A 26,716-nucleotide genomic window follows, 5' to 3' on the forward strand; every position below is an offset into this window, starting at 1 on the left:
GGGGCCGCGAAGTGCCCCCATGAACATTGATCTCCTGCAGGCCCCCACGACTCCCTCTCCCCCCAGGCTCGGAGCCGAGACCCTCTCTCCGGGCCGGGTCCTCGCCGGGCGTTTCCTCCTCGAGTCCCTGGCGGGCCGGGGGGGAATGGGCTCGGTGTACCGCGCCAAGGACACGCTGAGCGGCCAGCGCGTTGCCGTCAAACTTCTGCACCCCGTACAGAACACGGATGCCCTGCAGCGCTTCAGCCGGGAGGCGGAGCTGCTGGCCGAGCTGCGCCACCCGGCCATCGTCTCCCATGTGGCCCACGGCTTCCTCGAGCAGGGGCACCCCTTCCTCGCCATGGAGTGGCTGGAGGGAGAGGATCTGGCCAGCCGCCTCGCGCGCCAGCCCCTGAGCCTGTCCGAGACGCTGACGCTCGTGCGCCGCACCGCGGAGGCACTGGCTGCTGCACACCGGCACGGCATCGTCCACCGCGACCTCAAGCCCTCCAACCTCTTCCTGCGCCACGGCCGCCCCGAGGAGGTGGTGCTGCTGGACTTCGGGCTGGCGCGCCGCACCGTGCCCTCCCAGGCGCTCACCGGCAGCCACGTGGTGCTGGGAACCCCCGGGTACATGGCTCCCGAGCAGGCCTCGGGGCAGGGAGAGACCACTCCCAGCGCGGACATCTTCTCGCTGGGGTGTGTGCTGTACGAGTGCCTCACAGGCCAGCCTCCCTTCAGCGCGCCCCACTTCGCCGCCGTGCTGGCGAAGATCCTCTTTGCCCCACCCACCCCGCTGCGCACGGTGCGCAACGAGCTGCCCGAGTTCCTCCAGCCGCTGGTGGATCGGATGCTGGCCAAGGATCCGCACCAGCGGGTGCCGGACGCGCCCACCCTGCTGCCCCTGCTGCCTTCCCTGGAGGGACTCCCGGAGTTGGAGGGACTGGCGCCCACGCAGGTGGTCCGCGTCGAGAGCCCGATGGAGGCAGAGCAGCAGCTGGTGAGCATCCTGCTGGCGGCCCCACCGCTGGCGGAGCCGGTGCCGGAGGCCCTGACGCAGCGGCGGGCCCTGCGCGACTCGCTGCGAGCGGTGCTCACGCCTCACCGGGCCCAGGTCGAGCTGATGGCGGATGGCTCCCTGGTCCTCACCCTGCTGGCGGGGCGGCACTCCGCGACGGATCAGGCGGCGCTGGCTGCCCGCTGCGCGCTCTCCCTCAAGGAGCGCTGGCCTGAGGTGACGGCCGTGCTCGTCACCGGCCGGGGTGTGCTCAGCGATCACCTCCCCGTGGGCGAGGCCATGGACCGCGCTGGCAAGCTGCTGCACCGCTTCGGCCAGCCCGCCGCATGCCCCCAGGTGGTGCTGGACGAGGTGACGGCGGGGCTGCTCGGCCCGGGCTTCCAGCTCGACCGAGCCTCCACGGACACCTTCCTGCTGCATGGCGAGAACCTGAGCTGTGACGACTCCCGCCCGCTGCTGGGCAAGCCCACCCCCTGCGTAGGCCGAGAGCAGGAGCTCGCGCTGCTGGAGCTGGCCCTCACCACCAGCGAGGAGGACTCCACTGCGCAGGCCTTGTTGGTGGTGGCCCCCCCAGGGACGGGCAAGTCCCGGCTGCGCCATGAGTTCCTGCGTCGCGTGGACCGGCGCGAGCACCCGGTGCTGCTGTTGCAGGGCCGGGGAGACCCGATGAGCGTCGGGGCCTCCATGTGCCTGCTGGGGCAGGCGCTGCAGCACCTGTGTGGCGTGATGCGGGAGGACCCGCTCGAGGTACGTCAGCGCAAGCTGCGGCAGCGACTGGCACTGCACCTGTCCGAGCGTGAGGCGCCGGAGGTGGTGGCACTGCTGGGAGAGCTCTGCGGTGCGGGAACCCTGGGCGAAGGCTCCCCGAAGCTGCTCGAGGCACGCGGAGACCCGGGCCTCATGAACACGCTCGTGGGTCAGGCATTCATCACCTGGCTGCGCGCCGAGAGCCGGCAGGGCCCGGTGCTCCTGGTCCTGGAGGATCTGCACTGGGGGGACGCGCTCACGGTGCAGTGGGTGGATCGGGCCCTGCGCGAGCTGGCCGACAGCCCCCTGCTGGTCCTGGCGCTGGCCCGTCCCGAGATCAAGGAGCTGTTCCCCGGCCTGTGGGCGCAGCGGCTGCAGGAGGTGGCCCTGAGGAGCTTGAGCCGCAAGGCCGGGGCGCAGCTCATCCGCGAGGTGCTCGGGCCCACGGTGGCCGACTCTGTCGTGGACCGGCTCCTCGAGCAGTCCGCGGGCAATGCCCTCTTCCTGGAGGAGCTCATCCGCATGGCGGCCGAGGGGCGCGGAGACACCCCGCCCGGGACGGTCCTGGCCATGCTGCAGGCGCGCATCCTCCGGCTGGAGCACGACGCGCGGCAGGCCCTCCTGGCCGGCAGTATCCTGGGACGCACCTTCTGGATCGGAGCCGTGCGGGCGGTCCGGAGCGCGCACGAGACTCCCGGGACGCTCGAGCACTGGCTGGAGCGCCTGGTGACGCTGGAGATCATCGAGCCCCAGCCCGAGCGCTCCTGCGACGGAGAGATGGCCTACCGCTTCCGGCACGCGCTGATGCGGGATGCCGCCTATGCGCTGGTCCCCGAGGCCCACAAGATCACGGGCCACCGGCTGGTGGGCGAGTGGCTGGAGCAGGTGGGTGAGACGGATCCACGCGTACTCGCCGAGCACGCCAGCCTCGGCCAGCAGCCCGAGCGGGCCATCCACTTCTACACGCTGGCAGCCGAACAGCTGCTGGAGCGCGGAGATGCCAGGAGCGCGCTGCAGTGCATGGAGGCAGCACTGGGGCTGGGAGCCCAGGGCGAGGTGCGCTCAAAGCTGCGTGCACTCCAGGCCACGGCGACCTTCTGGATGAACGATCCGGCGATGCTGAACGGGGTGGGCCGGGAGATCCTCCCCGAGCTGAAGCCCGGCAGCACACCCTGGTGCAAGCTGATCAGCAGCCTGATCCTCAGCAGCACCAACAAAGGCCAGCCGCGAGAGGTGATGCCACTCCTGGAGCTGTTGCTGCGCTCCTCGACGGATGCCGAGGGCAGACGGGCCTACGCCGAGGCGCTCTGCTTCGTCTCGACCTCGTTCGTCCGGCTCGGCGCGCGACAGGAGGCGGCGGCCTGCCTCGAGCGGCTCCTCGCGCTGGACGGCCCCGCCGATCCCTTGCTGCAGGCCTATCGCGCCTATACCCAGGCCTTCTTCTGGTTCCACCTGGAGGACAAGCCGTGGCAGGCGTGGCAGCTGCTCCTTCAAGCCGAGGAGACGCTCCAGGCGCTGAACGAGGTTCATGGCCTGACCAAGGTGCAGAGTGTCTCCGGGCTCGCCGCGGCGATGCTGGGAGACCTGCCCGGCGCCGTGGCACGAGCGCAGTCGGCGGTGGCCCGTGCCTCGAAGTTCGAGCAGCCCCTGACGCTGCTGTACACCCAGGGCTACTGCGCGGTGCTCATGGCCATCAGCCCCGAGCCGGCGGATCGAGAGCAGGCCCGAGCCATGGCCCGCGCCGCGCTCTCCGTCACGAGCCACAGCCCCCTGTACCCCGGCATGGCCTACCTGGCGCTGGCGAAGGTGGCGCTGGCCGACGGGCAGCCCCTGGAGGCCGAGGCGCATGCGCGTAAGGCGCGTGAGCTGCTTCCTCCCCTGCCTGCCCTCGCGGGCCCGCTGCTGAGCAGGGCCCTGATGGCGCAAGGGCGAACAGCCGAAGCGCGCCAGGAGGCCGAGCACGCCGTGCTGGAGCAGGAGACGCTCGGGGCCCTGGGCGCAGGCTCCGTGATCGTGTACCTGGCGCTGGCCGAGGCCTGCTTCGCCCTGGATGACGGCGCAGCGGGGGAGGCCTCCCTGCGCAAGGCCCTGCATCACCTGCGCGCCTGCACCGACGACCTTCCGGACCCGGCTGCGCGGGAGCGCTTCCTGCGGCAGGTTCCCTCCAACGCCCGGACCCTCGAGCTGGCCCACGAGCGCTGGGGCGAAGTCACTCCGGCCTGACGCCCGCTCCCTCCGGAGGCGCCACCTTCCACGTGGTGCCCGCGGGCGTGTCCATGATCTCCACGCCCTTCGTCTTCAGCTCCGAGCGCACCCGGTCCGCCTCCGCGAAGTTCTTCGCCTTGCGCGCCTCGTTGCGAGCGTCGATGAGCCGCTCCACCTCCGCCACGTCGATGCCGCGCTCGCGCACCGCCCGCTCGCGCCTGCGCAACAGCCACTGCCCCGGATCGTCCTCGAACAGCCCCAGCACCGCCGACACCTTGCCCACGGTCTCCCTCAGCGCCTGGAGCGTCCGCCCCACCAGTGCCTTGTCCTTCACCGGCGGCTTGTCCACCAGCTCGTTCATCAGCGTGAAGAGGCCCGACAGCCCGCCCAGCGCTCCGGCGAAGTTGAAGTCATCGTCCATCGCCGCCTCGAACTCGCGCAGGAAGCGCTCCGGCTCGCCGTGCAGCGGCCCCTTGCCGAAGTCCTTGCCCGCCACGCGCTCGTCCACCTTGCGCAGCGTCTCGTAGAAGTACTCCATGCGCTGCTCGGAGTCCGCGATCGCCTTGTCCGAGAAGTTCAGCGGGTGCCGGTAGTGCGTGGACAGGAAGAAGAACCGCAGCGCCTCCGCGTCCACCTTCGCCAGCGCGTCCCGCAGCCGGACGACGTTGCCCAGCGACTTGGACATCTTCGCGCCTTCCATGTCTAGGAAGCCGCAGTGCATCCAGTACTTCGAGAACGGCTTGCCGCTCGCCGCCTCGCTCTGGGCGATCTCGTTCTCGTGGTGCGGGAAGATCAGATCCAGCGCGCCCCCGTGGATGTCGAACGACTCCCCCAGGTACCGCGCGCTCATCGCCGAGCACTCGATGTGCCAGCCCGGCCGCCCCTTGCCCCATGGGCTGTCCCACGCCGGCTCCCCAGGCTTGGCCGCCTTCCACAGCGCGAAGTCCAGCGGCTCGTGCTTCTGCTCGCCCGGCTGCACCCGCTCGCCCGCCCGCAGATCCTCCAGGTTGCGCTTGGACAGCTTCGCGTACTCCGGATACCGACTCACCGAGAAGTACACGTCCCCTTGGGACTCGTACGCCACGCCCTTGTCCACCAGAGCCTGGATGATGCGGAGGATCTCCGCCATGTGATCGCTCACCCTCGGCGAGACGTCCGGCTCCTTCATGTGCAGCGCCCGCGCGTCCTCCCGGAAGATCTCCACGAAGCGCGCCGCCAGCGCCACCGGCTCCTCCCCCGTCTCCTGCGCCGCCTTGATGATCTTGTCGTCCACGTCCGTGTAGTTGCGCACGTACGTCACCCGGTACCCCCGGTGCCTCAGGTACCGGACGATGACATCAAAGGAGGTAAAGGTGCGAGCATTGCCTACATGAATGTAGCTATAAACGGTGGGTCCGCAGACGTAGATACGAACGGCTCCAGGCTCGAGCGGAACCAGGGGTTCCTTCTGCATTGTCAGCGTGTTGAAGAGCGTGATCGCCGGCTGGGCCACGTCGGGTTCCTCCATCAGTCAACGGACGGCGGCACTCTAGGCACCTGAATGTGGCACAGTCAGCCACCTTTCTGGGAGAATGGGGATTGGAATGGCTCCCTCCAACCCAAAACGCCCGCCACGCCCTCCTCGACCGCCGGTCGTGGCGGCGCCCAAGAAGGAGGACGTGGAGCTGCCGTTCGACGACGACGAGGTCGCCCCGCTGCAGGAGGACGATCCGCGTCCACAGCGAGTGCCCCAGTACCCCGCCGGTCCCCGCAGGACGGGCGCCAGGCGCACCCACGCACGCGACGGCACCAAGGATCGCGAGCTGGCCACGCGGTTCGATACAAACGAGTACTCGGATCCCGGCTACGCGCCCGTCTTCCTGTATGTGGAGAAGGGCCCGGGCGCCGGGCAGCTAATCCCCGTCAAGCAGGGCCCGCTCATCATCGGCCGGGCGTCCGCGTGTGACTTGCGGCTCCAGCACCCGTCGATCAGCCGCCGGCACGCCCAGCTCGTGCGCCAGGGCGAGCACTTCGTCCTGCGGGACATGGGCAGCCAGAACGGCACCTTCGTCAACCGGACCAAGGTCTCCTCGGACCAGGACGTCCGCATCGGCGACGAGATCTCCCTGGGCAACGCCGTCCTGAGGCTGCGCGGCTCGGGAGCGGTGCCAGAGAAGGAGCTCCCGGCGGCTCCAGCCCCGGCGCGACCGGCCCCTCGCCCCCGCACGAGCCTTGCGCGCGTGGCCCTCGTGGCGGCCGGAGTGGGCTCGGCCGTGGCCGCGCTGCTCGCCGTGGCTCTCCTGAAGTCCTCGGGGCCTTCCCAGCAAGCCTCGACTTCCTCCTCGCCTGCCTCCCCGGCTCCTTCCACCGAGGGAGCAGTTCCTCCCGTGGACGCCGCCCCGCCAGAGTCGGAGGAGGCCTATGTCCCGCCTCCTCCTGCCTCCGAAGAGGAGAGCGTCGCAGTTCCGGAGGAGGAGCCCCCTCGCGCCCTCAAGCCTCTCAAGGCCCAGCCGGAGGCAGCCGCCCCCGCGAAGAGTAAGTCCTCTGGCCCTCGGGCCAGCTCCCTCTTCGGAGGGAAGGCCCCCGCGTCCCGAAAGGTGAAGGAGGCTGGCTCCCGATCGAAGGCAGAGGGGGGCAAGGGCGCCGCGCGCCAGGAGGCCCCGGAGCCCTCGAGCGCCACCGAGAAGGCCCCTGCTGTCCCGGTGAACCGGGCCGATGTCCTCGCCCTCTATGAGAAGGGGGACCTGGGCGGCGCGCTGACCCTCGCCCGCAGCGGTCAGCTCGAGCCGCTCGCCACGAAGCTGGCCGCGTACCAGAGCGCCCTGGCCACCGGTCAGGAGGCGCTGAAGGCAAAGGACATCCCCCTCGCCATCCAGCACCTCTCCACCGCCCTGGCCGTGGATCAGGAGCTGTCCCAGGGCTGGGCGGCCCAGGCTGGCAAGCTCCGCAAGCAGCTCGGCAAGCTCTACACCCAGATTGGCCAGGATCACCTGAAGGCAGGGGACAAGAGCGCGGCGCGCGAGTCCTTCGAGATGGCCCTCAAGTACGATCCGTCCAACAGCTGGGCCAAGACGGAGCTCCAGCAGCTCGGCAGGAAGTAGCCTCCGGGACGGGCCCCGCGGCCTGGGCCCTCACGCCTCCTCATGCCTGTCGGGAGCGGCGGGCCGGCGCAGGCCTCTCACCAGGAACACGCCGTTCATCCCGATGAAGAGCACCAGCAGCAGCGTCACCGCCAGGCGCCCGAAGTCCTCGCGCGGCCGTTGCCCCTCGATCACGATCCACAGCCGCCCCTGGAGCGGCTGCACCTCGCCCTTGGCGCGCAAGAGCTCGAACGCGCCTCGGTAGCGAGGGGCATCCTCCTCGGAGAGCAGCCGCCCCCTCACCGCGAAGGGCCGCCGATTCGGCTGGGGGGGCTTCCGTCCCGGCGCCCATTCCTCTCCGGGCAAGGCCGGCCGGCGCACCACGAACGGCGAGTCCCTCAGCCCCACCAGGACGAACACGGCGTCCCCCTCCCGCTCGTAGGCGCCGTGGGCCGTGGGCACCCCATGCAGCTGGGCATAGCGGTTGGAGACCAGCTCCGCATAGCGGTAGTCCCCCTCCGCCCCCAGCGACAGCGGCGTGCGCGGCGAGAGGAAGTAGCGCACGTCCCGCCACTGCATCACGAGCAGCGCCGCCGCCACGCCCATGCCCACCAACGCCACGGGCGCCTTCAACGGGCTGCGTGGGCGCCGCGCCAGCCGGGACTCCAGCTCGGCGATGCGCCGCTCGCGCTCCTCCCGGATGAGCTGCTCTTCGGACATGAAAAAGCCCCGGGTTCCTCGTGGGAGCCCGGGGCCGAGCATGCGTCAGCGGCGCAGCTTCTGCTAGGCAGCGATGTTGAAGATCTTCTTCAGGTCCGACTCGATCTCTTCCTCGGAGCAGTCCTTGGCCAGCGACAGCTCCTTGATCAGCAGCGAGCGCGCCGTGTCCAGCATCTTGCGCTCACCGAACGAGAGATCCTTGTCACCCTTCAGGAGGTAGAGATCGCGCAGCACCTCGGCGATCTCGAAGACGGAGCCCGTCTTGATCTTCTCCATGTACTCCCGGTACCGGCGGTTCCAGGTGGTGGAGTCAACCGAGATGTCCTTCTCCTTGAGGATGGAGTAGACCTGCTTGACGTCCTCCTCGCTGATGATCTCGCGAAGGCCGACCGAGCCGACCTTGTTGATGGGGATCATGATTCGCATCCCGTTCTCCAGGATGCGCAGGACGTAGAACGACTGGCGCTGTCCGGCCACCTCGGTGTGCTCGATGCCCATCACCTCGCCGACGCCCTGGCCCGGGTAAACCGCCTTGTCACCAGTCTTGAAGCTGGTCTGCACTCGTTACCGCCTCCTTGAAAAAGCCGGCTCCAACCTGCGGAAACACGGCACTACTACCACAAACCACATCGCCCAGCAACGTTTCGTCTTCGCGGATCTTGACCGCCCCTAGAGCGTCCCACTACCGTGTCGGATTTCGTGTGCGCTCCCCGCATCTGTGGGTGGGCGCTGGGGATAGGACGGGCGGGGTCGGTGGCGGATCGATATCTATGGCGCGACCTGGGTTCGCGCCCTCTCTTCTTTCCTGCATTAGCTGTGATGCTTGGCGCTGCGGTGAGCCCCGACGGAACGGGCCCTGCTGGCTGGGTATTCCTGATCAGCGCGGCTCTCCTGGGTTCAGCCGTGCTGGCGCTCCCTCGGTTGCCTGGTGCGCATCTGCTGCTGTTGCTCGCGCTGGGAGTGGCGGGCCTGGGGCTGGCCAGGCTCGAGGCCCACGTCGAGGTGCCCCCCGGGCTGGGCTCGGGTGGATCCGCCATCGTGGAGGGTGAGCTCGAGCGCGTGGATCATTTCGATGGGTCCACGCGCATCCACCTGGCGGTGGCCCGGGCTGGGACCGAGGCTGGCTCCACCGGGCCTGCCCGCTTCCGAGCGAGCCTCTACCTGCACGGTGCGGCGCCCGTGCTGCTGCCGGGACAACGCATCCGGGCGGAGGCGCGGCTCCAACCGTTGGCACCTGCGTCCAACCCGGGAGAGAAGAACTTCACGGCCCTTCGCAAGCGACAGGCGCTCAGGTTCTCCGGCAGTGTGGTGGCGGGGAGACTCCTGGTGCTCTCCCCTCCTTCCGCGTGGCGGCTGTCCATGGCGAGGACGCAAGAGGGGCTCGCGGCCGCGGTGCGGGAGGTGGCGCCCTCGGAGGACGCCGCGGCGCTCTTCCTCACGCTCGCGGCCGGGCAGCGCGCCGCGCTGGATGACTCGCTGGAGGAGGCGTTCTCCCGGAGCGGGCTGGCCCATGTGCTGAGCGTGAGCGGGCTGCACGTGGCGGCGCTCGCGCTGATGACGCTCGCGCTGCTGCGGAGGGTGCTCGTGCGCGGGGGGAGTCGCTTCCGGGGGATCGAAGCGCGCCGGGTGGCGGCTCCTGCGTCAGTGCCCTTCGTCTGGGCCTATGTCGTCTTTACCGGCAACCAGCCCCCGGCGGTGCGCTCGGCGGTGATGGCCACGGCAGTGCTCCTGGGGCTGGCCTTGTGGCGGCGCTCGGACGGGCTCAACAGCCTGGCCACGGCGGCGCTCGTGCTCGTCATCTGGGCGCCCTCGAGCGTCGTGGACCTGTCGCTGCAGCTCTCCTTCCTCGCCGTGCTGAGCTTGCTGCTGCTCACGCCCGTGCTGCGCGCGGCCGTCCCGCTCGCGCCTCCGGATCCGAGAGAGGAGCGCCGGTGGATGCGCCTCTGGGGACAGGCGCGGGAGACCGTCCTCGAGACCTTCGGTGCCAGCGCCGCGGTGACGGGGGCCAGCGTGCCCCTCGTCGCCAGTGCCTTCGGCCGCGCGAGCCTCGCGGGGTTGATCTCCAACATCGTCTGCCTGCCCCTGTGCGGCCTGCTCACGGGCTTTGCCGCGGGCGGCGTGGCGCTCTTCATCGTCTCGCCGGTGCTGGCCACGCCGGTCCTGTGGGCCGGCGCCTGGGTCTCCGAGCTGTTGCTGATCCTCACCCGCTTCTTCGCGGCGATACCGCTCGCCACGGTGAAGCTGCCCATGTTCAGCCCGGGGCTTACGGCGCTGTATGCCCTCGGGCTCGCGGTGTGGGCCCTGGGTACCGGGCGCTGGCGTCTCGGTGGCCTGCTCGCGCCCGCAGCTCTGGTGCTGGCCGTGATCGTGCCGGCGCTCACGCCTCAGGCTCCCTTGCGCATCACCTTCCTCTCCGTGGGACAGGGGGACGCCATGGTCCTCAGCTCCCGTGGGCACCACGCGCTCGTGGACGGCGGGGGGACACCCGGCGGCGGCGACACGGGCACCCGCTTCGTCCTCCCCTTCCTCGGCCACGAGGGCATCGATCGGCTGGATCTGGCGGTCCTCTCCCATCCGCATCCCGATCACGCGCTGGGGATGATCTCCACGCTGGGACAGGTGCCCACGGACCGGCTCTGGCTGCCCGCGAGCAGCACGGACGGGGCGCTGTCCCGAAAGCTCATCGCCGCGGCCGCGGGCGCGAAGGTTGAAGAGGTCCAGGCGGATTGGCCCTCCTTCACGCTCGGCGAGGCCACCTTGGAGGTGCTGGGGCCACCGCTCCCTGAGGATCGCGAGCTGCTCGAAGGCGTGAATGACCGCAGCGTGGTGCTCCTCGTGCGCCATGGGGACGTCACCGTGCTGCTCACCGGGGACGTCGAGGAGGCCGGGGAGGAGCTGCTGCTCGACCGCCTGGGGCCCGTGACGGTGCTCAAGGCGCCTCACCACGGCTCACGCACGTCCTCCACTGAACCGTTCCTGGAGCGGACCCGTCCCCAGTACGTCGTCTTCTGCGTGGGCCGCCGCAACCGGTTCGGCTTTCCCCATCCGGAGATCTTCCAGCGCTACCAGTCGCTCGGCAGCGAGTGCTTCCGTACGGATCTGGACGGAGCCGTCACCCTGGAGAGCGATGGCCGAGAGGTCCGTTTGCACGGCTACCTGCCGCGCGAGGAAGCTCACCCCACTCCTACCGTTGCCCCTGTAGCCCACCATCCCCATCCTTGAGGGGATGATCTCGGAAGATCTCGATTTGAGGGAGCTGGCTGAGGACCTGAAGGCCGCGTTCAGGCATGGAGAGCCTGTGGGCTATCTCCGTGGGAAGTCGATCATGCGGGACACGCTCGTGGACAGGAAGGGGTTCTCCGAGCTGGAGGCCGAAGAGCTCATTGACACCCTGGAGCTCCGTGGCTTCCTCCGCTTCCTGGGCGACCCCAGCGAGCGCTCCGTCGCTGACGCCCCGTGGGAGATCACCCCGCACGCGTAGCGGGCCGGCAGCGCGCTAGTCGAAGGTGAGCCAGCCGAAGCGCGGCAGCGCGTGGAAGTCTCCGACGAAGAGCGGAGAGAAGGCCTGCCCCTCCACGCTGCTCCGGCCCAGGTGCTCCAGGCGGTACAGGTTGAAGCGCCAGCGCTCCCCCTTCCTGGGCGGCACGTTCGGCACCTCCGCCAGGCGCGCGAAGGGGATCTGCAGCTCCGCCGTCCAGCGCTCGTCCCGATCGGACGGGTTGTCCAGCGTCCCGCGCACCTTCACCGCCGTCTTCATCCCCGAGTCCCAGCCCGTGTCCATCCCCTGGCGCCGGGCGGGGAAGTACGCGTCGAAGATGACGTTGTGCGGGGAGACCTGCAGTTCGTTGTACGTCCTCCCGTCCGCGTTGGCGTCGAGGAAGATCTCCACCACCTCCTGCTCGTAGATGGGATCGTCCCGCTTGAGGAGCGTGCCCCAGATGTCCGGATCCTCCGCGTCGAAGGCGACGTAGAGGTTCGCATCGTCGTAGACCAGCCGCGCCTCGGTGCGCAGGGCCACGGGCCGGCCATCGAAGCTGCCGCGCAGCACCACCGGGGCGGCCTCCTTCCACGCCTCGTCGTCCAGCGCACCATCGATGACGGGCGGCTTCTTGGCGCGCAGCACCTTGTACTCGGGGAGCTCGGGGCTCTTCCCCCCCAGCTCCGGCCCCAGCATGCGGTTCATGCCATCCTGAGCACGCGGATCGTCCACGGGCAGGCGCTCGTCGCCTCGCCAGAAGCCGAGCACCACTCGAGCGGGCACCTGCGGCATCTGGATGCCGTGCGTGTCCTCGATGACCTTGCCCACGGGCCATGTGCCGAGGGGAGCCAGGCCATTCTGGAACTCGTGATCCGCGTTCTGGAGCATCTGCCCGGTGTTCGGGTCAACGAGGTGGACGAAGAAGCCGTACCCCGGCGGGAGCTTTCGCACCGCCTGGAAGTAGTGCGAGAGCAGCACCGGCTGGCCCGGAGCCGCCTGCGCCGGCGTGACCCGAGTGCCCAGGTACACCACCGCGCCCCCTCCAAAGGTGGCACCACTGCGGAACGTGAGGTCCCCCGGCGCGGCGTCCAGGGTGCGCGGCTGAAGCTGCTCGACGGTGGGCACGCGCTGGCCGCGAGGGCGCGGGCCTGCCTGCTCATCCCGGCAGGCCGCGAGGAGCAGGGTCAACGTCAGCAGGGGAAGGACGCACAGTCGGGAGGGGCACATCGGCGCCGGAATCCTAGGGAGGTCTCCCGGCAAAGTCTCGGAATGGAGACGGTCCCGTCCGTGAGCGTGGACGGTCGAGGGGAGCACCCGCGAGAGCTTCGAGGTCCTCTCCCCTCGGAAGACCGCTGAGGTGGGCCGTCGGCACCGAGGTTGCTCCTGCCCAGGCCCATGCACTTCGAATTCGAGCACCTGGGGACGACGACGCCGTTCGAGCTCACGGAAGGCCAGCACCTGCTGGGGGGAGGTCCCGAGGACCATGTGCGGCTGGAGGCCCTTCCGCCCGGCTGGCTGAAGCTGACCATCGAAGACTCCCGCCTGACCGTGGAGGCGGCGCAGACCTTCACGGTGAATGGCGTGTGGGTTCCCCCAGCAGTACCCCGGCTGGTGCTCCCCGGCGAGGTGGTGGGTCTGCCCGAGCAGATGCGCCTCAAGGTCCTCCAGCCCCCTGAGAGCGGCGCTCGTGGGGTGGGCACCGTCGCCGTGCTCAAGCACCTGCTGACCGATGGCGATGGCCTGGTCCCCTCTCGCGCCGCCACCCTCACCTGCCTCACGGGACTCGACGTGGGCCGCACCTTCCCCCTGGCCGAGGAGAGGACGGACATCGGCCGAGGAACCGGCGTGGACTTCCGCCTGCGAGACCGCGCAGTCTCGCGCGCCCACGTCCGCATCCTCCGCGAGGACCTCACGTTTACCCTCGTGGACCTCAACAGCCCCAATGGCGTGTACCTCAATGGCCGCCGGGTGCAGTGCTCCGCGCCGCTCGCCGAGGGGGATGTCATCGAGCTGGGGAAGACACTCCTGCGCTTCCAGGCCGCCGTGGAGGAACCCCCCCCGTCCACAGAGCCGACCGAGCGCCCCGCCCCCACCCCGCCCGCTCCCTCTCCGGCCGAGCCTCAGAACGCGCCGTCACCGCCCACGGCCGAGCTGGCGCGTCGTCCGCCCATGGCGGAGGGGTGGTTCATCGGGCTCGGTGTGGCGATGGCCCTCGCGGGAGTGCTGATCACCTACGCGCTGGTGGGCTGAGGCCTACGAAGGCTCAGGCCTACGAAGTCATCGGCCTGAGGCCCGCACGCTCCACGAGCAGCGCCGCGAGCCGCCGGTGGTGCTGGAAGAAGCTCGTGAAGTGGACCAACCCACCGCCGGTGTCCCGGATCGCGTACACGGTGACCGGGCCTGGCAATACGTCCACCTTGCGGATCTCCGTGAAGGAGAAGCGGCGCGTGCGCACCATGCCCTGGTAGGTGATGCCACGCGCGTCCACCTCGATCCGCGTGCGCGCGTAGTACATGACGGACACGCCGAAGAAGACGACGAAGAAGATCACCGCCAGGAACGTCCTCAACGGAACGTCGTCGAAGCTCAGCAGGTACACCAGCACCGTCACCCAGAGCAGCCCCGCGCCCGCCATCAACGCCGCGAGCACACGCCGAGGACGAAAGACCTGCCGACCTGGCGCTTCAGAGTTACGCGCGTCCATGCGGACAAGCTAAGGCAGGGGGGTGACATCCGCCACCCATCCTCCGCGAATAACACTTGCATATTCAGCGCAAGCGTTCGGCGTTCTGCCGAGCCTCGGCCTGAAGCTCCGGACGCACGTCCTTGGCCGTGGAGGTGGCATAGCGCTCATAGCTGGAGCGCGCCTCGGCGTTGCGGCCGAGCATGCGGTAGGCCTCCCCCAGCCCGTACAGGGGTGAGGCCATGTCCGGTGCCAGGCGAAGGGCATACTCGTAGTCCACCGCCGCCTCCGCGTAGCGGCGCAGGCCGATGTAGGCGCTGCCCCGAGCGATGTAGGCCACCGACAGGGTCGGCTCGAGCTGGATGGCCTGCGCGAGGCTCTGCAGGGCGCCTGCGTAGTCCCGGGCCTGGATGCGCTGAACTCCCTGCTCATAGGCGCGGCGGGCCTGGGCGCGTGTGGTATCCGCCACTGGACCGAAGCCTGGGGTCACGCCCTGGGCCTGCGGAGAGCCCCCCTGCTGGGAGATGCGGACCTGGGCCTTGGCCACGTTGTCCAGCGCACTCTGGCGGATGGCGGCGTCCGGGGTGAGCTGCGCCACGCGGTTCCAGTGCTCCACGGCCTGCGCGTAGTAGCCAAGCACCGCCAGTGCGTTGCCCAGCTTGAAGAGCGCCTCCACGTTGCCCGGATCCGCGTGCGTCGCGTCCAAGTAGGAGAAGGTCGCCTCGCGGTACCGGCGCTCCTTCATCAGTGCATCCCCGTCACGGACGCGGGTGATGGAGAGGTTCGTGTTGGGTGTGCCGACTGGGGACACCCGGCTCGTGGTGGGGGCAGCGGCTGGGGAAGGCGCCTGAAAGCCAGGGGTGGCGGAAGGACCCACCGCGAGGGAGCCCGTCGTCGCGGGAGCCGCAGCCGTGGCAGCGGGCGGCGCGCCCGTCTGGGCACGCAGGGCCGTCACCTGCTCGCGCGCCTTCTGCACCCACTTCTGCTCGCTGGAGCGCTTCTCGCGCGAGATATAAGTCTCGTACGCGGTGATGGCCGTGGCGGGCTGGCCCAGCTGACGGTAGCTCTCCCCCAGGCCGTAGAAGCCATCGGGATCATTCGGGTCGAGCTGGGTGTAGCGCTCGTAGGCGCGCACCGCGGTGGAGAAGTCCCCCGACTTACGAGCGGCGTAACCGAGGTTGAACCAGGCCAGCTTGAAGTCGGGATCGGCCTCGGTCGCTGACTTGAAGAGGGCGATGGCCTCGACCGACTGGCCCTTCTTGAACAGGACGCTGCCCAGGCCATTGAGCGCCGGAGCCCAGTTGGGGGTCGCCTCGAGGGCCTTGCGGTAGGCCGTGGCGGCGTCCTCCAGCTTGTTGGCCGCGAGCGCCTTCTCACCGCGCGCGAAGGCCGCCTGGGCCGGAGCGGACGGCTGCGCCGCGCCCAGGAGCGCGGCCGTGAGACCGATGACGAGGCAACGAACCACCATGGCAGCTCCTGGACGGATCACAGGGCTTGCCGTAGCAGAAAACCCCCTGGACGCGCGAGGGGGATCCCGCACCTCAGCCCCGGAAGGGGTTCTGAAGGAGGACCGTCTCCCCGCGGTCCGCCCCCACCGAGATGCACGTGACGGGCACGCCGCTGATCTCCTCCACGCGGCGCACGTAGCGCTTGGCGTTCTCCGGCATCTCGTCGAAGGTCCGCACGCCGGCGAGCTTCTCGTCCCAGCCCGGCATCGTCTCGTAGACGGGCTTCACGCGCTCGAGATCCTCGTAGTCTCCCGGGAGTTCGGTGATGCGCTGGCCGTCCAGCTCGTAGGCATTGCAGAGCTGCAGCGACTTGATGCCCGAGAGCACGTCCATCTTCGTCAGGGCCAGGCTGCTCAGGCCGTTGACGCGCACCGCGTAGCGCAGCACCACACCGTCCAGCCAGCCACAGCGCCGCGGACGGCCCGTGGTGGCGCCGAACTCATCCCCTACCTTGCGGAGCTGCTCCCCGATGGCATCGGTCAGCTCGGTGGGGAACGGACCGCCACCCACGCGCGTGGTGTAGGCCTTGCTGATGCCCATCACCTTGTCGATCGTCGTGGGCCCCAGCCCCGAGCCCACCGCCGCGTTGCCCGCCACGCAGTTGGAGCTGGTGACGTACGGGTAGGTGCCGTGATCCACGTCCAGCAGCGTGCCCTGAGCGCCCTCGAAGAGGATGCGCGCGCCGCGAGCCACCTGGCCGGCGAGGAAGAGCGAGGAATCCCCGACATGGGGCCGCAGCCGCTCGCCCAGCGCGGCGAACTCGGTGACGAGCTGCGTGGCCTCCAGCTCGGGCACCGGCTCATTGGCCAGCCGGCACAGCTCGCGCAGCTCCTCGAGCACCGCCGGCAGCCGCTCCTCGATGCGCTTGCGCAGGCGCTCGGGCTGGAGCAGGTCACGCACGCGGATGCCCCGGCGGGCGACCTTGTCCTCGTACGCGGGGCCAATGCCTCGCCCCGTGGTGCCGATGGCGCTGCCGCCCCGGGCCTTCTCGCGGAAGGCGTCCAGCTGCTTGTGCCAGGGGAAGATGACGTGTGCGTTGTCCGAGATGAGCAGGTGCGAGTCTTCCTTGAGGAAGCCCCGCGCCTTCAAGGCGTCGATCTCCTTCACCAACACCGCCGGATCCACCACCACGCCGTTGCCAATGACGCACGTCTTCCCCGGATGCAGGATGCCCGAGGGGATCAGGTGCAGGACCGTTTTCTGGCCGCCCACCACCAGGGTGTGGCCCGCATTGTTGCCTCCCTGGAACCGCACCACGACCTGGGCATGCTCGGTGAGCAGGTCGACGACCTTGCCCTTGCCCTCATCTCCCCACTGCGCTCCGACGACGACGACGTTCGGCATGATGTCGCCGCCTTAGCACGCGCTGGGGGAGGGGTGACAGTGTTCCGAGAAGCCACAATGCAGTGCCTGGCAGGTTGGCTCCTCCCGCCCAGGCCATTCCCTCCGGAGTTCCCCCCGCACCAGGGCTCGCACAGACTCTCCCAGCCGCCCCGCACGCTCCTCCAGCCCTCCGGGAAGTGTGAGGAACTCGGGCTCCGAGGAGGGTTCGCCGAGGAACACCACGCCTACCCGCACGGTCACGCCCTCGCGCACCAGGCGCCGCGCCGCGAGCCCCTGGGCGACCAGCTCGTTGGCGTACGCCGCAGCTCCCAACGGGTGGCGCTTCCCCGGCCGCCAGGCCAGCATCCAGGCCTCCCCTTCCGGCGTCTCCCACAGCAGATCCAGCTCTCCGCTGACCGCCGTCCGGCCTCGCGCCGTCCCCGAGGGCAGATCCAACACGAATGAGACTTCTCGGTGGACACTCGCCGCCGGGCTCGAAGCCAGCCTGCGGGCGAGCTCGGACGCGAGGAATCGCTCCACCATCCCCAGCACCTCCTCCATCCCCTCCTCGCCCGGAAGCCGTCCCATATGCCGAAGCAGCTTCTCCAGGTGAGGGCGCCGCTCCGAGGCCGGGGCTGCCGCCATGCGGAGATCCAGGTCCCGGAGCAGGAGTGGGACGAGCTGCGCGGGCCCACGGGTCTCCAGCCAGGACTCGAGCTCCACCCAGGGAGGCACCGTCCGGGCCGCCAGCTCCCACGGCCGAGGGCCGCACATCCCCAGCTGGTGCATGTAGCGGTAGCGCCGCGGGCACGCCATGAAGTCCTGGAGCGCCGCGGTCGAGACGACTGCCTCTTCTGGCTCGGGCATGGCGCCCCCGCCTCGGACACGCTGCACGGCGGCCTCCACGCGGGTCTCCGCCTCTATGAGATCCTCTGCGCTCGGAGGCAGCGGATCCGCGGGCGGAGGCAGCGACTCCACCTTCACATCCCGCACCCGCTCCCGGAGCGCGGCGTCCGCCTCCAGGCGCCCGTCGAGCATGTGCCACCACGAGTCCGAGGCTCCCCGCTCGGCCGAGCCGGAGAGGATGAGCCTGTCCCTGGCGCGGGTGAGCGCCACATAGAGGAGGCGCCGGTACTCGGCGAACTCCCGGGCCTTCAGCTCCTCCTTCACCTGCTCGAAGCGCCGCGAGCGGAAGTCCTCCAGCGTGTCCGGGAGCCAGGGGCGCAGGGCCAGCCCGTGGGTGCGCTCGAAGTGGGCGCGGGCACTCGTGGCGCGCCGCTTTCCCCCGAGCGAGGGCACCACCACCACCGGCCACTCGAGCCCCTTGGCCCGGTGGATGGTGAGGATCTGCACCGCGCGAGGATCCCCCGCATCCAGCAGGTCCGCCTGGGCCTCGGTGGGATCCGCGTCGGCGAGCATCCGCAGCTCCCGGGCGAACGCCGTGCAGCCCCCCGTCCCGCGCTCGTCGCGCCGGCCCGCGAGCGCCAGCAGCTTGTCGATGTTGGCGCTGGCCTGCTCCGCATACGGCGAGCCCGCCATGGCCTCGCGGTAGCCCGTCACCTCCAGCGTCACCTGGAGCAAGGCGCGCACTCCGAGCCGATCCCGCTCGCGCCGCAGCGAGGGCAGCGCCGCCAGGAAGCGCTCCAGCCGCACGCGCTCGCGCGGAGGGAGCTCGCACGTGGACAGTTCCTTCTGCTGCACCTCCGCCAGCTTCAGCCCGTCCTTGCCGGAGAGCCGGAAGAGCGAGGCGTCCGCCAGGCCCACCAGCGGTGAGCGCAGCACGGCGGTCAACGCCAGCGTGTCCTCTGCGTCCGACAGCAGCGCCAGCAGCGAGGCCAGATCCAGCACCTCCTGAGCGCCGTAGAAGCCACGGCCGCGCAGCACACGGTGCGGAACCCCGTGGCGGATGAGCGCCTGTCGATACACCTCGAGGTAGGTAAAGGTCCTCAGGAGGATCGCCACTTCTCCCCCACGCGCGGGGCGCAGGCGCTGTTGATCCTCGTCCGTCACGCTGGGAGCCGCGCCAGGAGCGAGCATCACCCTCAGGCGCCGAGCCACCGCCTCCGCGTCCTTGTTGCGCGAGTCCGCCGTGGACTCCGTCTCGCCCAGGAGCAACCGCTCCACCACAGGCTCCTCGGAGAGCTCGCGACGTACCGGTGAGAGATCGTCCTCCGCCGGGACATATGCCACCTCGTAGGGCCGCGGCGGCTCGCTCGCCACCAGCACCCCCGCGAAGGTCCGGTTGAAGAAGTCCAGCAGCGCCGGCACCGAGCGGCGGTTGAACCGGAGGAAGTCCCGCGCCCCACCCTCGGAGACGATCTTGTCCGCCAGCAGCGTGAACACGGAGACATCCGCGCCGCGGAACTCGTAGATGGACTGCTTTCGGTCTCCCACCGCACACAGGAACGCGGGCTCCAGCGGGAGCGTGGCCCGCGGATCCTCGTCCGCGCGCACCGGCCTGGGGCTCCCCTCGCGCAGCTCCGCCAACAGCAGCACCAGCTCGAGCTGCAGGCGGTTGGTGTCCTGGAACTCGTCCACCAGCAGCGCGCCCAGCCGCTCCTGCACCTGACGGCGGAAGTCCGGGTGATCGCGCAGCAGATCCCGCGCCTTCACCAGCAACGCCGTGAAGTCGAAGACGTTGCGCCGGAGGAACTCGGTCTCGTGGCGAACCTCCACCCGGCCAAGCAGCTCTCGGAAGGTGGCCTCGAAGGGCGCGGTCCGCCACGCGGCGAACGCATCCTCCAGCCGCGGCACCGAGCCATCGCTCTTGCCGAAGGTCAGCCAGTACAGCGACCGGATGGGGCCCGCGGCGCCCTTGCTCAGCCGCGCGAAGTTGCGGCCATCCGCGATGAACGCGGCCTTGAGCGAGGGGAGCCGGTCCGCCTCGAAGAAGTTCTCCGGCGTCATCCCCTCCAGCGCCCGCTCACAGGCGGCGCGCAGGCGGCTCCACTCGCCCTTGGCGTCCAGCTCCCGCGCCGCCGCGCAGTGCTTCAGCCCCTCCTGGATGAGGACCACCAGCTCCGCGCGGGCCTCCTCCGGGCTCGACAGGGCCGCCGAGGCCGCGCGCAGGCCTTCCTCGCGCAGCTTGCCGTAGACCTGCCGCAGCGACGCCACCAGGCCATCGGAGAAGCCCGAGCCGGAGAACGTCAGCTCCTGGCACAGCTCAGTGACATGGACGTCCCCACCCTCCAGCCCCTCCAGCACCACGCGCTCGCACACGTCCTGCACCAGCCCGAGCGCCTCCAGCTCGTCGAGCACCTCGAAGGCCGGATCGATGCCGAGCCCAGGGGGTGCGCGCCGCAGGAGCTGCCCGCAGAGCGAGTGGAAGGTGCCCACGGTGGCCGCCCCGAGCTCCTCCCGCAGCGCGCGCCACGCGTCCTGCGAGGGAAAGGGGCGCCCCAGCCGCTCCAGTGAGGCGCGCAGCTCCGGCTCCTGGGCCTCGCCCTGCGCCAGCGCATCCAAGCGGCTCCGCGTCCGCGCGCGCATCTCCGTGGCGGCCTTGTCCGTGAACGTCAGCATGCACAGCCGCGAGGGCTTGAGCGGACCAGCCGCCTCGCGCGCGCCCGCGAACAGGTGCAACACCATCGTCACCAGGCTGTACGTCTTGCCCGCGCCAGCGCCCGCCATCAGCGCGAGGTTGCGCTCCAGCGCCAGGGGCGACACCGCGCTCATGCGCTCTCCTCCACCACCCGCCGCTCCGTGATACGGCACACCGCGCGATAGCCGCACCGGCCACAGTCCTTCGGGCGCATCCCGAACTTCCCCTCGCGCGTCGAGCGCACCAGCCCCTCCACCGCGTTCGCCAGGTTGAGCCCGCCCTCCTCCGCCAGCTTCGCGCGCACCGACGGATCCGTGGACAGCATGCCGTCGACTTCCTCGTCCGACAGCACCTCTGACAGGTGCAGCGTCGTCCCCGTGCGCAGCGAGAACCACGCGGCGTTGCGCGCTTCCTTGTGGCCGCTGGAGCGCGCCGCGTACAGGTAGAGCGGGAGCTGGAAGTCGGAGGACAGCATCCGCTCCTTCAGCACCCGCTTGTCCAGCCGGCCCGACTTGTAGTCGATGACGCCCACGTCCCCCGCGCCCTTGTCCAGCCGGTCGATCTTGCCCTCGAAGTAGATGGCCTCCTCACCCGCATAGAGGAACACGTCCTGCCACGGATCCTCGTCCGCACCCGGGCCGAACTTCAGCTCGAACCCCTCCGGCTCGTAGCGCTCGAACGGCAGGCCATGCCGCTCGTCCGCCAGGATGCGCCGCACCATGGCGCGAGCGCGCTCCTTCGCGAGCCTCCAAAGGACGGGGTGCCCCACGTGGTAGCGCTCCTCGAAGTAGCTCACGGCCTCATCGAGCGCCTCGTTGAGCACCTCCTCGGGGATCTCCTTGGGCCCCTTGCCCAGCAGGCCCTTCTGCTTGAGGCGCAGGAACACCTCCTCCACCACGCGGTGCCAGAACGTCCCGCGCCCGCGTGCATCGAACTCCTCGCCCGGCGCCTCCGGCTCGGCCACCTTGAGTCCGTATGCGAGGAAGCCCTGGAAGCCGCAGTTGCCGAAGCGCGCCAGCGCTGATGCGGACAGCGGCTTGGTGATGTCAAACCGGAAGGTCTCCCGCAGGGCCTCGCGCAGCCCCGGGCCATCCACGTCGCCCGTGTAGGGTCCCACCCGGCTCGACGGGTTGCTGAAGTAGTGCAGGCGCTCGTACTCCACCCGCGCCAGCTCTTTCGCGGCGGAGAACCACGCCTCGCTCTCGAAGCGCCGCCGCAGGAGCTTCCCCGCCACGTCCGGCTCGGTGACTCGCAGCTGCGCGGGCGCCATCGTCTCCAGCGCTACCCGCTGCCGCAGCTCCGCCTCCGTGAGCACATCGTCCAGCGGAGGCACGGCCATCAACGAGCGCGCCTCCCACGTCATGCCCGTGAGCCGCCGCACCTCCTCCAGGAAGGCGGAGGGCACCTGCTCCTGGCCGCCAGGGCCCGCTACCGCGTAGGACAGACTCACCCGCTTCTCGGCCGCCACGAGCCCGCTCGCGAAGAGCAGCCGATCCTCGGTGAGCCGCCACGGCGCGCGATCATCGAACTCGCCGCCGGTGAGACGGAAGGCGTCGCGCCTCAGGGACTGGTTGAGCTCGCTGCGGTCAGCGTCCCCCAGCAATGGGTGAGGCGCCTCACGGCCTGGGAAGCGCCCGTCTGTCATCCCCGCGAGGAACAGGTAGCCGAAGGTCCTCCCGGGCAGCTCGCGGATGTCCAACACCTCCACTGCGCCCGAGGCCGGCCCGCGGGCGGGCAGATGCAGATCCTTCATCGCATCCGCCAGCCACCGTCCGAAGAGGCGCCGCGAGAGCCTCGGGCCGCCGCCCACCCTGCGCAGCGCCCGCTCCAGCTCGCTCACCCGGAGGCGCAGCGCTTGGCGCGCGGCATCGTCCCGAGCCCGGGCCTCCAGCGCGTGCTCACCCAGCGAGTCCTCCTCGCGAGTCTCCAGTGAGCCCTCCGTGTCCTGAAGCCCGAGCTGTCGCACCACGCTCCACCATGCCGCGAGCAGCTCCAGCGCGCTGCCCGCCGCGGGGATGCGACGGCACCACTCCATCAACCGCATGCACCGCTCGCGCAGCACTCGCACCTGATGGGCGTGCGCGTCCTGGGTCTTCACCATGCGCCGCGCCAGACCCTCCAGCCGCACGTCGTACGCCCCTCGCCCCCGCATGGCCCCCAGCCGATCGTCTCTCACGGCGGCCTGCGTGAAGAGCGTCGTGGGCGCGTCGGGAGCCCCTCGGGAGAGCGAGGGGGCGTAGCGGCTGGCCACCAGCTCTGCCACCCGCTCGGACGGGAAGCCATCCTCGACGAGCAGCGGCAGGTCCAGCGCCAGACGGACCGGCCCCGTCAGCGCGAGCGGCTCTCCCCAGGGCAGACGCACCGGCACTCCGAGCTCGTCGAGCGCCCCCGCCAGCCACCGCGCCTCCGCCCCCAGCTCGCGCCAGGCGATGGCGATGCGCCCGGGCGAGACGCCCTCTGACACCAGCCGCCGCACGTCCCGCGCAATCTGCCGGGCCTCGTCCTGCACCGTGCCCACGCTCCACATGCGCAGGTTACCCGCCGCCGTGGCGGCCAGCGCCCCGCGCGACACTCGCGTCGAGAAGAGGTGACGGCCCAGCTCGGCCAGGGGACGCCCCTCGAAGGTGAGATCCGCCTTGAAGAGATCCACGTGGCCCACGGTCTCGCCGCGGTTCTCGAACGTGCGGAAGAGGGCCGCCAGCGCCGCATCCGCGGCCTGGGAGCCGCCCACCGGAGTCTCCACCCGGAGGGAGATCCGGCGCGCCTCGCACACCGCTGCCAGCGCCAGGAGCAGCTCCAGCCCGGACGGCCGCACATCGTACATCCCGTGCAGGACGATGGACTGCACGTCCTCCCAGGCTGTCGGCCACTGCCGCCGGACCAGTGCCTCGCGCGAGCCGCGCACCACGTCCTCGCGGTCCGCCAGCCCCAGCTCGGCCATGCGTCGCTCGTACGCATCGCACAGGCGGGCGAGCACCCGCACTCGCGAGCGGCGCTCGGGAGGGAGAGACTCCGCGGCATCCTGGAGCTCACGCGGCGTGAGCCGGCCCGCCTTCATGTCGAGCGCCAGCTCCACCGCGGCGCGTGCGAAGGCCGGCTCGCTCACGAAGTCCCCGAAGGGCGTGTCTCCCAAAGTCTGCGCCAGGGAGCTGATCAGGACGCGGGAGGTAGAGGCCGGACAGGGGCGGCGTTGAAGCTCGCCTGCTCCACCCAGGGCGTTGACGAATTCGTCCCACGTGAGCCAACCCGATCCCAGCACGAGGCCGCGCTTTTCCCGTGCGGCGCACAGCACTTGCTGGCGCCGACTCGCATCGGGGAAGACCTGGAGGGTGCGGCCGGGACGGGACATTCCGTGAGTGGAGTGTAGAACGTCCGAGGTACGGCCGTTTATGCTTCCTTCCGTGCTGCCCGCTCATTGTGCCCTGGCGCTCGCCTCCCTGCTTGCTGCATCTCCCGTGCCTCCGGACGCACGTCCTACGGCCGAGGGGCCCCCTGGAGTCCGTGAACTCCGGTTCAACTGGACCCGGGATGGGGTCATCACCGGTGTAGGAGCCGTGCTCTGGATAGGAAGTGAGGCCCTCCTCAAGAAGGAGCTGGCGCCGGAGCCGTGCCGATGGTGCGACCGGAATCCGGACGGAACGGATGGGCTCAACGGCCTGGACAAGTGGGGGCGAGGCCTCGCCGGGACCACCGAGGTGCAGCGCAAGCGCGCGGACACCTGGAGCAACGTGGTGGACTTCGGACTGCTGCCTGTGAGCGTGCTGGGGGCGCAGTACGCCCTGGCCCACGCGAACGGCGCGCCGCGGAGCGTCTTCTTCCAGGATGCGGGCATCATCGTCCAGACGGCGGTGCTGTCATCGGTGCTCAACCAGACCGTGAAGTTCATCGCCGGTCGCGAGCGCCCCTTTGTCCACGTGCTCCCGGAGGACCAGAAGCTCCTCGTGGACCACGCGACGGACAACAACCTCTCCTTCTATAGCGGGCACACGAACCTGGCCTTCGCGCTGGTGGTGTCCGCGGGCACGGTGGCGGAGCTGCGCGGGTACAAGCACCGCGGGTGGATCTGGGCGGTGGGATTGCCGCTGGCCACCACCGTGCCGCTGCTGCGCATGGCGGCGGACAAGCACTACCTCACAGACGTGGCCACGGGCGCGCTGCTGGGCTCGGCGTTCGGAGTGGCAGTGCCGCTGCTGCTGCACGGACGCACCCCAGAGTCACCAGGAGCGGTCTCACTCAACGTGACGGGCGGCCCTCACGGCGCCGTGTTCGCGGGCCGCTTCTAGGACACAATCACCTGCGCAAGGCAGCGCCCCCCTCCCCCCAGGTCAGTGCCCCACTGCGCATGGTGAACTCTTCGACTCCTGAATCCGGGCAGGCGATCGCCGAAATCCCCGAGGCCCCGCCCCTCCCCACACCGCTCACCTGGCTCCTGAAGCAGCTGGACTCGCTCCTCTCGGTAGACCTGCGCAGGAGCGCTCCCTCGACGCTGACGCGCGCTCGAGTCCTGGCGGGAGCCAGCGGCTTCATGTGCCTGTTCGCCCTGTTCGCCGTGGTGGCACTCCCTTCTCCTGGACTCCGGATCACCGCCGTTCTCCTCGCCCTGGGCTATGCACTCACCCTGGTGCTGCTGCGGCGGGCGCGCGCTCCTGAGCCCCCAGCGCTCGCGCTGTGCACGACGTCCTTGCTGGCAAGCGCCCCCCTCGTCTTTCTCATGAAGGACAATCCCTACATCGGCATCCATGCGGGGATCATGCTGCAGCCGGCGCTGGCGGTGTACCTGCTCGGCCCTCGGCAGGGCCTCTTCATCACCATCACCTGGGTCTGCGTCGGGCTCCTCTTTCCGCTCTACTACACGCGGCTCGGAGCGGGCCTGCACAGCGCGCCGGATCCCCTCTACTGGCCCCTCTACTTCTGTGCCGTCATCTCCTTCGTGGGCGTGTGGGCCGTGGGCTCGCTGCACAGCGCCGCGCGCGGCGAGGCCCAGGCCACCGTGGAGCAGACCCTGAAGGAGCTGCGCGCTCACGAGGACAAGCTCAGCAGCCTCATCGACAGCACCCACGACCTGATGGTCTCGCTCGATCCCGAGGGGCGCCTGCTCATCGCCAACTCCGCGGCGAAGATCGCCTACCGGCTGGCCTTCGGCCATGAGCCCCGAGTGGGCCAGCCCTTCGTCCCCGAGGGATCACCCGAGCTGCGCGCTCGCTGGCTCCCTCGGTTCACCGTGGCACTCGCCGGGCAGCGCCAGCGCTTCGAGGAAGCCCACGAGCACGGAGGCGTCCGCCTCACGTTCGACGCCAGCGTCAACCCCATCCGCGACGCCCAGGGCCACATCACCGGCGTGACGCTCTTCGGCCGCAACATCACCTCTCGGAAGGAGGCCGAGCTGCGGCTGGGGGAGATGCACCGCACCCTGGTGGACGTGTCCCGCCAGGCCGGCATGGCCGAGATCGCCACCGGCGTGCTCCACAACGTGGGCAACACCCTCAACAGCGTCAACGTGTCCACCCTCCTCCTCGTGGACCAGCTCCGCAAGTCCCGCCTGCCCGGGCTGGGCAAGGCCAACGCCTTGCTGCGCGAGCACGCCTCGGACCTTGCCTCCTTCCTCACCCGGGATCCGCAGGGCCAGCAGCTCCCCGCCTACCTCTCGGCGCTCTTCGTTCAGCTCCAGCAGGAGCACGAGGCGCAGCTCAAGGAGCTGCGCTCCCTGAGCGACAGCGTCGAGCACATCAAGTCCATCGTCAGCATGCAGCAGAAGCACGCGCGTGCCACGGGCGCCGTGGAGGAGGTGACCGTGCCCCAGCTCATCGACGAGGCGCTGCGCCTGCACGCCATCTCTTTTGGCCGTCTGGGCATCCACATCGAGCGCGACTACGCCGACGTGCCGCCCCTCCTCGTCGATCGGCACAGGCTGCTGCAGATCCTCGTCAACCTGATGAGCAATGCCCGGGATGCCCTCACCGCCAGCGAGACCCGCGACAAGCGCCTGTGCATCTCGGTCCACTCGGTTCCCGAGCACAAGCGTCTGCGTCTCCAGGTGACGGACAACGGCGTGGGCATCGCCCCCGAGCACCTGCCGCGCCTGTTCTCCCAGGGCTTCACTACCAAGAAGGAGGGCCACGGCTTCGGCCTCCACATCAGCGCCCTGGCCGCGATGGAGATGAAGGGTCAGCTCACCTGTACCAGTCCGGGCCTCGGGCAGGGCGCCACCTTCACGCTCGAGCTGCCCACGGAGGCCGCGGCCGCCTGACGGGCCTGTCCTCCCGCCTCAGTCGGAGTGCGTGCCGCCGCGGCGATCCTCCCCCTTTGACACCCGTGGGGAACGCCGCTGGGCCGTCTCCGCCGTAGGCCCTGCGAGCAGCGCCGCGCCGATGGCGCCCGACAGCTCTCCGAGCTCCGCGATGAGCACGGCCGGAGGTCGCTGAGGCACGAAGAGGTGGGGATGCATCGCCTGGGAGATG

The 26,716-nt window shown here is 70.1% G+C and carries 16 protein-coding genes and 1 pseudogene; 7 read left to right on the top strand and 10 right to left on the bottom strand.

Features of this window, described 5'->3' with window-relative positions:
* The first annotated feature begins 19 nt into the window (after positions 1 to 19).
* Positions 20 to 3,967, top strand: a complete 3,948-nt coding sequence (locus VD972_RS25145; RefSeq protein WP_324991162.1) for a protein kinase domain-containing protein — start codon at positions 20 to 22, stop codon at positions 3,965 to 3,967.
* On the opposite strand, the gene cysS is transcribed toward VD972_RS25145, so the two are convergent.
* Positions 3,954 to 5,441 carry a cysteine--tRNA ligase gene (cysS, locus tag VD972_RS25150; protein ID WP_324991164.1) on the bottom strand — a complete coding sequence of 496 codons (1,488 nt, stop codon included), beginning with the start codon at positions 5,439 to 5,441 and terminating at the stop codon, positions 3,954 to 3,956. The genes VD972_RS25145 and cysS overlap by 14 nt on opposite strands.
* A gap of 142 nt (positions 5,442 to 5,583) precedes the next feature.
* On the opposite strand from cysS, the gene VD972_RS25155 reads away from it, so the two are divergent.
* On the top strand, positions 5,584 to 7,029 hold the full coding sequence (locus VD972_RS25155) for an FHA domain-containing protein (RefSeq protein ID WP_324991166.1): 1,446 nt from the start codon (positions 5,584 to 5,586) through the stop codon (positions 7,027 to 7,029).
* A 30-nt stretch (positions 7,030 to 7,059) separates the two neighbouring features.
* On the opposite strand, the gene VD972_RS25160 is transcribed toward VD972_RS25155, so the two are convergent.
* Together VD972_RS25160 and VD972_RS25165 are read right to left on the bottom strand one after the other, a co-directional pair.
* Positions 7,060 to 7,728 carry a hypothetical protein gene (locus VD972_RS25160; RefSeq protein ID WP_324991168.1) on the bottom strand — a complete coding sequence of 223 codons (669 nt, stop codon included), beginning with the start codon at positions 7,726 to 7,728 and terminating at the stop codon, positions 7,060 to 7,062.
* A 63-nt stretch (positions 7,729 to 7,791) separates the two neighbouring features.
* Positions 7,792 to 8,289: a CarD family transcriptional regulator gene (locus tag VD972_RS25165; protein WP_224367340.1), complete on the bottom strand. Its 498-nt coding sequence runs from the start codon at positions 8,287 to 8,289 to the stop codon at positions 7,792 to 7,794.
* Positions 8,290 to 8,547: 258 nt separating this feature from the next.
* On the opposite strand from VD972_RS25165, the gene VD972_RS25170 reads away from it, so the two are divergent.
* Positions 8,548 to 10,950 carry a DNA internalization-related competence protein ComEC/Rec2 gene (locus tag VD972_RS25170; RefSeq protein WP_324991172.1) on the top strand — a complete coding sequence of 801 codons (2,403 nt, stop codon included), beginning with the start codon at positions 8,548 to 8,550 and terminating at the stop codon, positions 10,948 to 10,950.
* Between the two features lie 4 nt (positions 10,951 to 10,954).
* Entirely contained in the window at positions 10,955 to 11,209 is a 255-nt protein-coding gene (locus VD972_RS25175) for a hypothetical protein (RefSeq protein WP_324991174.1), read from the top strand.
* Positions 11,210 to 11,224: 15 nt separating this feature from the next.
* Here the strand turns inward: VD972_RS25175 and VD972_RS25180 are convergent, their stop codons facing one another.
* Positions 11,225 to 12,433, bottom strand: coding sequence for a carbohydrate-binding family 9-like protein (locus VD972_RS25180; protein ID WP_324991176.1), 1,209 nt, complete (start codon positions 12,431 to 12,433; stop codon positions 11,225 to 11,227).
* 168 nt (positions 12,434 to 12,601) lie between these two features.
* Here VD972_RS25180 and VD972_RS25185 point away from each other — a divergent pair, with 168 nt between their 5' ends.
* Complete coding sequence (locus VD972_RS25185; RefSeq protein WP_324991178.1) at positions 12,602 to 13,456, top strand: FHA domain-containing protein; 855 nt, start codon at positions 12,602 to 12,604, stop codon at positions 13,454 to 13,456.
* 19 nt (positions 13,457 to 13,475) lie between these two features.
* Here the strand turns inward: VD972_RS25185 and VD972_RS25190 are convergent, their stop codons facing one another.
* The 5 genes from VD972_RS25190 to VD972_RS25210 form a co-directional block, all read right to left on the bottom strand.
* Entirely contained in the window at positions 13,476 to 13,910 is a 435-nt protein-coding gene (locus tag VD972_RS25190; RefSeq protein WP_324991180.1) for a PH domain-containing protein, read from the bottom strand.
* Between the two features lie 64 nt (positions 13,911 to 13,974).
* The gene (locus VD972_RS25195; RefSeq protein ID WP_324991182.1) at positions 13,975 to 15,357 is read right to left on the bottom strand and encodes a tetratricopeptide repeat protein; all 1,383 of its coding nucleotides are present in this window, start codon (positions 15,355 to 15,357) and stop codon (positions 13,975 to 13,977) included.
* A gap of 73 nt (positions 15,358 to 15,430) precedes the next feature.
* Positions 15,431 to 16,741: an adenylosuccinate synthase gene (locus VD972_RS25200; protein WP_324991184.1), complete on the bottom strand. Its 1,311-nt coding sequence runs from the start codon at positions 16,739 to 16,741 to the stop codon at positions 15,431 to 15,433.
* A gap of 12 nt (positions 16,742 to 16,753) precedes the next feature.
* Positions 16,754 to 20,392, bottom strand: a complete 3,639-nt coding sequence (locus tag VD972_RS25205) for a UvrD-helicase domain-containing protein (RefSeq protein WP_324991186.1) — start codon at positions 20,390 to 20,392, stop codon at positions 16,754 to 16,756.
* The gene (locus tag VD972_RS25210) at positions 20,389 to 23,607 is read right to left on the bottom strand and encodes a PD-(D/E)XK nuclease family protein (RefSeq protein ID WP_324991188.1); all 3,219 of its coding nucleotides are present in this window, start codon (positions 23,605 to 23,607) and stop codon (positions 20,389 to 20,391) included. Before VD972_RS25210 ends, VD972_RS25205 begins: the two co-directional genes overlap by 4 nt.
* Positions 23,608 to 23,647: 40 nt before the next feature.
* Here VD972_RS25210 and VD972_RS25215 point away from each other — a divergent pair, with 40 nt between their 5' ends.
* Positions 23,648 to 24,541: a phosphatase PAP2 family protein gene (locus VD972_RS25215; protein ID WP_324991190.1), complete on the top strand. Its 894-nt coding sequence runs from the start codon at positions 23,648 to 23,650 to the stop codon at positions 24,539 to 24,541.
* Between the two features lie 59 nt (positions 24,542 to 24,600).
* Positions 24,601 to 26,505, top strand: a complete 1,905-nt coding sequence (locus VD972_RS25220) for an ATP-binding protein (RefSeq protein ID WP_324991192.1) — start codon at positions 24,601 to 24,603, stop codon at positions 26,503 to 26,505.
* 18 nt (positions 26,506 to 26,523) lie between these two features.
* On the opposite strand, the pseudogene VD972_RS25225 reads toward VD972_RS25220, so the two are convergent.
* Positions 26,524 to 26,716, bottom strand: a pseudogene (locus VD972_RS25225) (hypothetical protein); the annotation flags it as partial.

The sequence above is a fragment of the Hyalangium sp. genome (assembly GCF_035629615.1).
Classification (GTDB): domain Bacteria; phylum Myxococcota; class Myxococcia; order Myxococcales; family Myxococcaceae; genus Hyalangium.

Bases quoted from the DNA above. Each gene is read 5' to 3' on its own strand.
- VD972_RS25145 (WP_324991162.1), top strand. From the start codon at position 20: ATGAACATTGATCTCCTGCAGGCCCCCACGACTCCCTCTCCCCCCAGG.
- VD972_RS25160 (WP_324991168.1), bottom strand. From the start codon at position 7,728: ATGTCCGAAGAGCAGCTCATCCGGGAGGAGCGCGAGCGGCGCATCGCC.
- VD972_RS25170 (WP_324991172.1), top strand. From the start codon at position 8,548: ATGCTTGGCGCTGCGGTGAGCCCCGACGGAACGGGCCCTGCTGGCTGG.
- VD972_RS25175 (WP_324991174.1), top strand. From the start codon at position 10,955: ATGATCTCGGAAGATCTCGATTTGAGGGAGCTGGCTGAGGACCTGAAG.
- VD972_RS25180 (WP_324991176.1), bottom strand. From the start codon at position 12,433: ATGTGCCCCTCCCGACTGTGCGTCCTTCCCCTGCTGACGTTGACCCTG.
- VD972_RS25185 (WP_324991178.1), top strand. From the start codon at position 12,602: ATGCACTTCGAATTCGAGCACCTGGGGACGACGACGCCGTTCGAGCTC.
- VD972_RS25190 (WP_324991180.1), bottom strand. From the start codon at position 13,910: ATGGACGCGCGTAACTCTGAAGCGCCAGGTCGGCAGGTCTTTCGTCCT.
- VD972_RS25195 (WP_324991182.1), bottom strand. From the start codon at position 15,357: ATGGTGGTTCGTTGCCTCGTCATCGGTCTCACGGCCGCGCTCCTGGGC.
- VD972_RS25200 (WP_324991184.1), bottom strand. From the start codon at position 16,741: ATGCCGAACGTCGTCGTCGTCGGAGCGCAGTGGGGAGATGAGGGCAAG.
- VD972_RS25205 (WP_324991186.1), bottom strand. From the start codon at position 20,392: ATGAGCGCGGTGTCGCCCCTGGCGCTGGAGCGCAACCTCGCGCTGATG.
- VD972_RS25210 (WP_324991188.1), bottom strand. From the start codon at position 23,607: ATGTCCCGTCCCGGCCGCACCCTCCAGGTCTTCCCCGATGCGAGTCGG.
- VD972_RS25215 (WP_324991190.1), top strand. From the start codon at position 23,648: ATGCTTCCTTCCGTGCTGCCCGCTCATTGTGCCCTGGCGCTCGCCTCC.
- VD972_RS25220 (WP_324991192.1), top strand. From the start codon at position 24,601: ATGGTGAACTCTTCGACTCCTGAATCCGGGCAGGCGATCGCCGAAATC.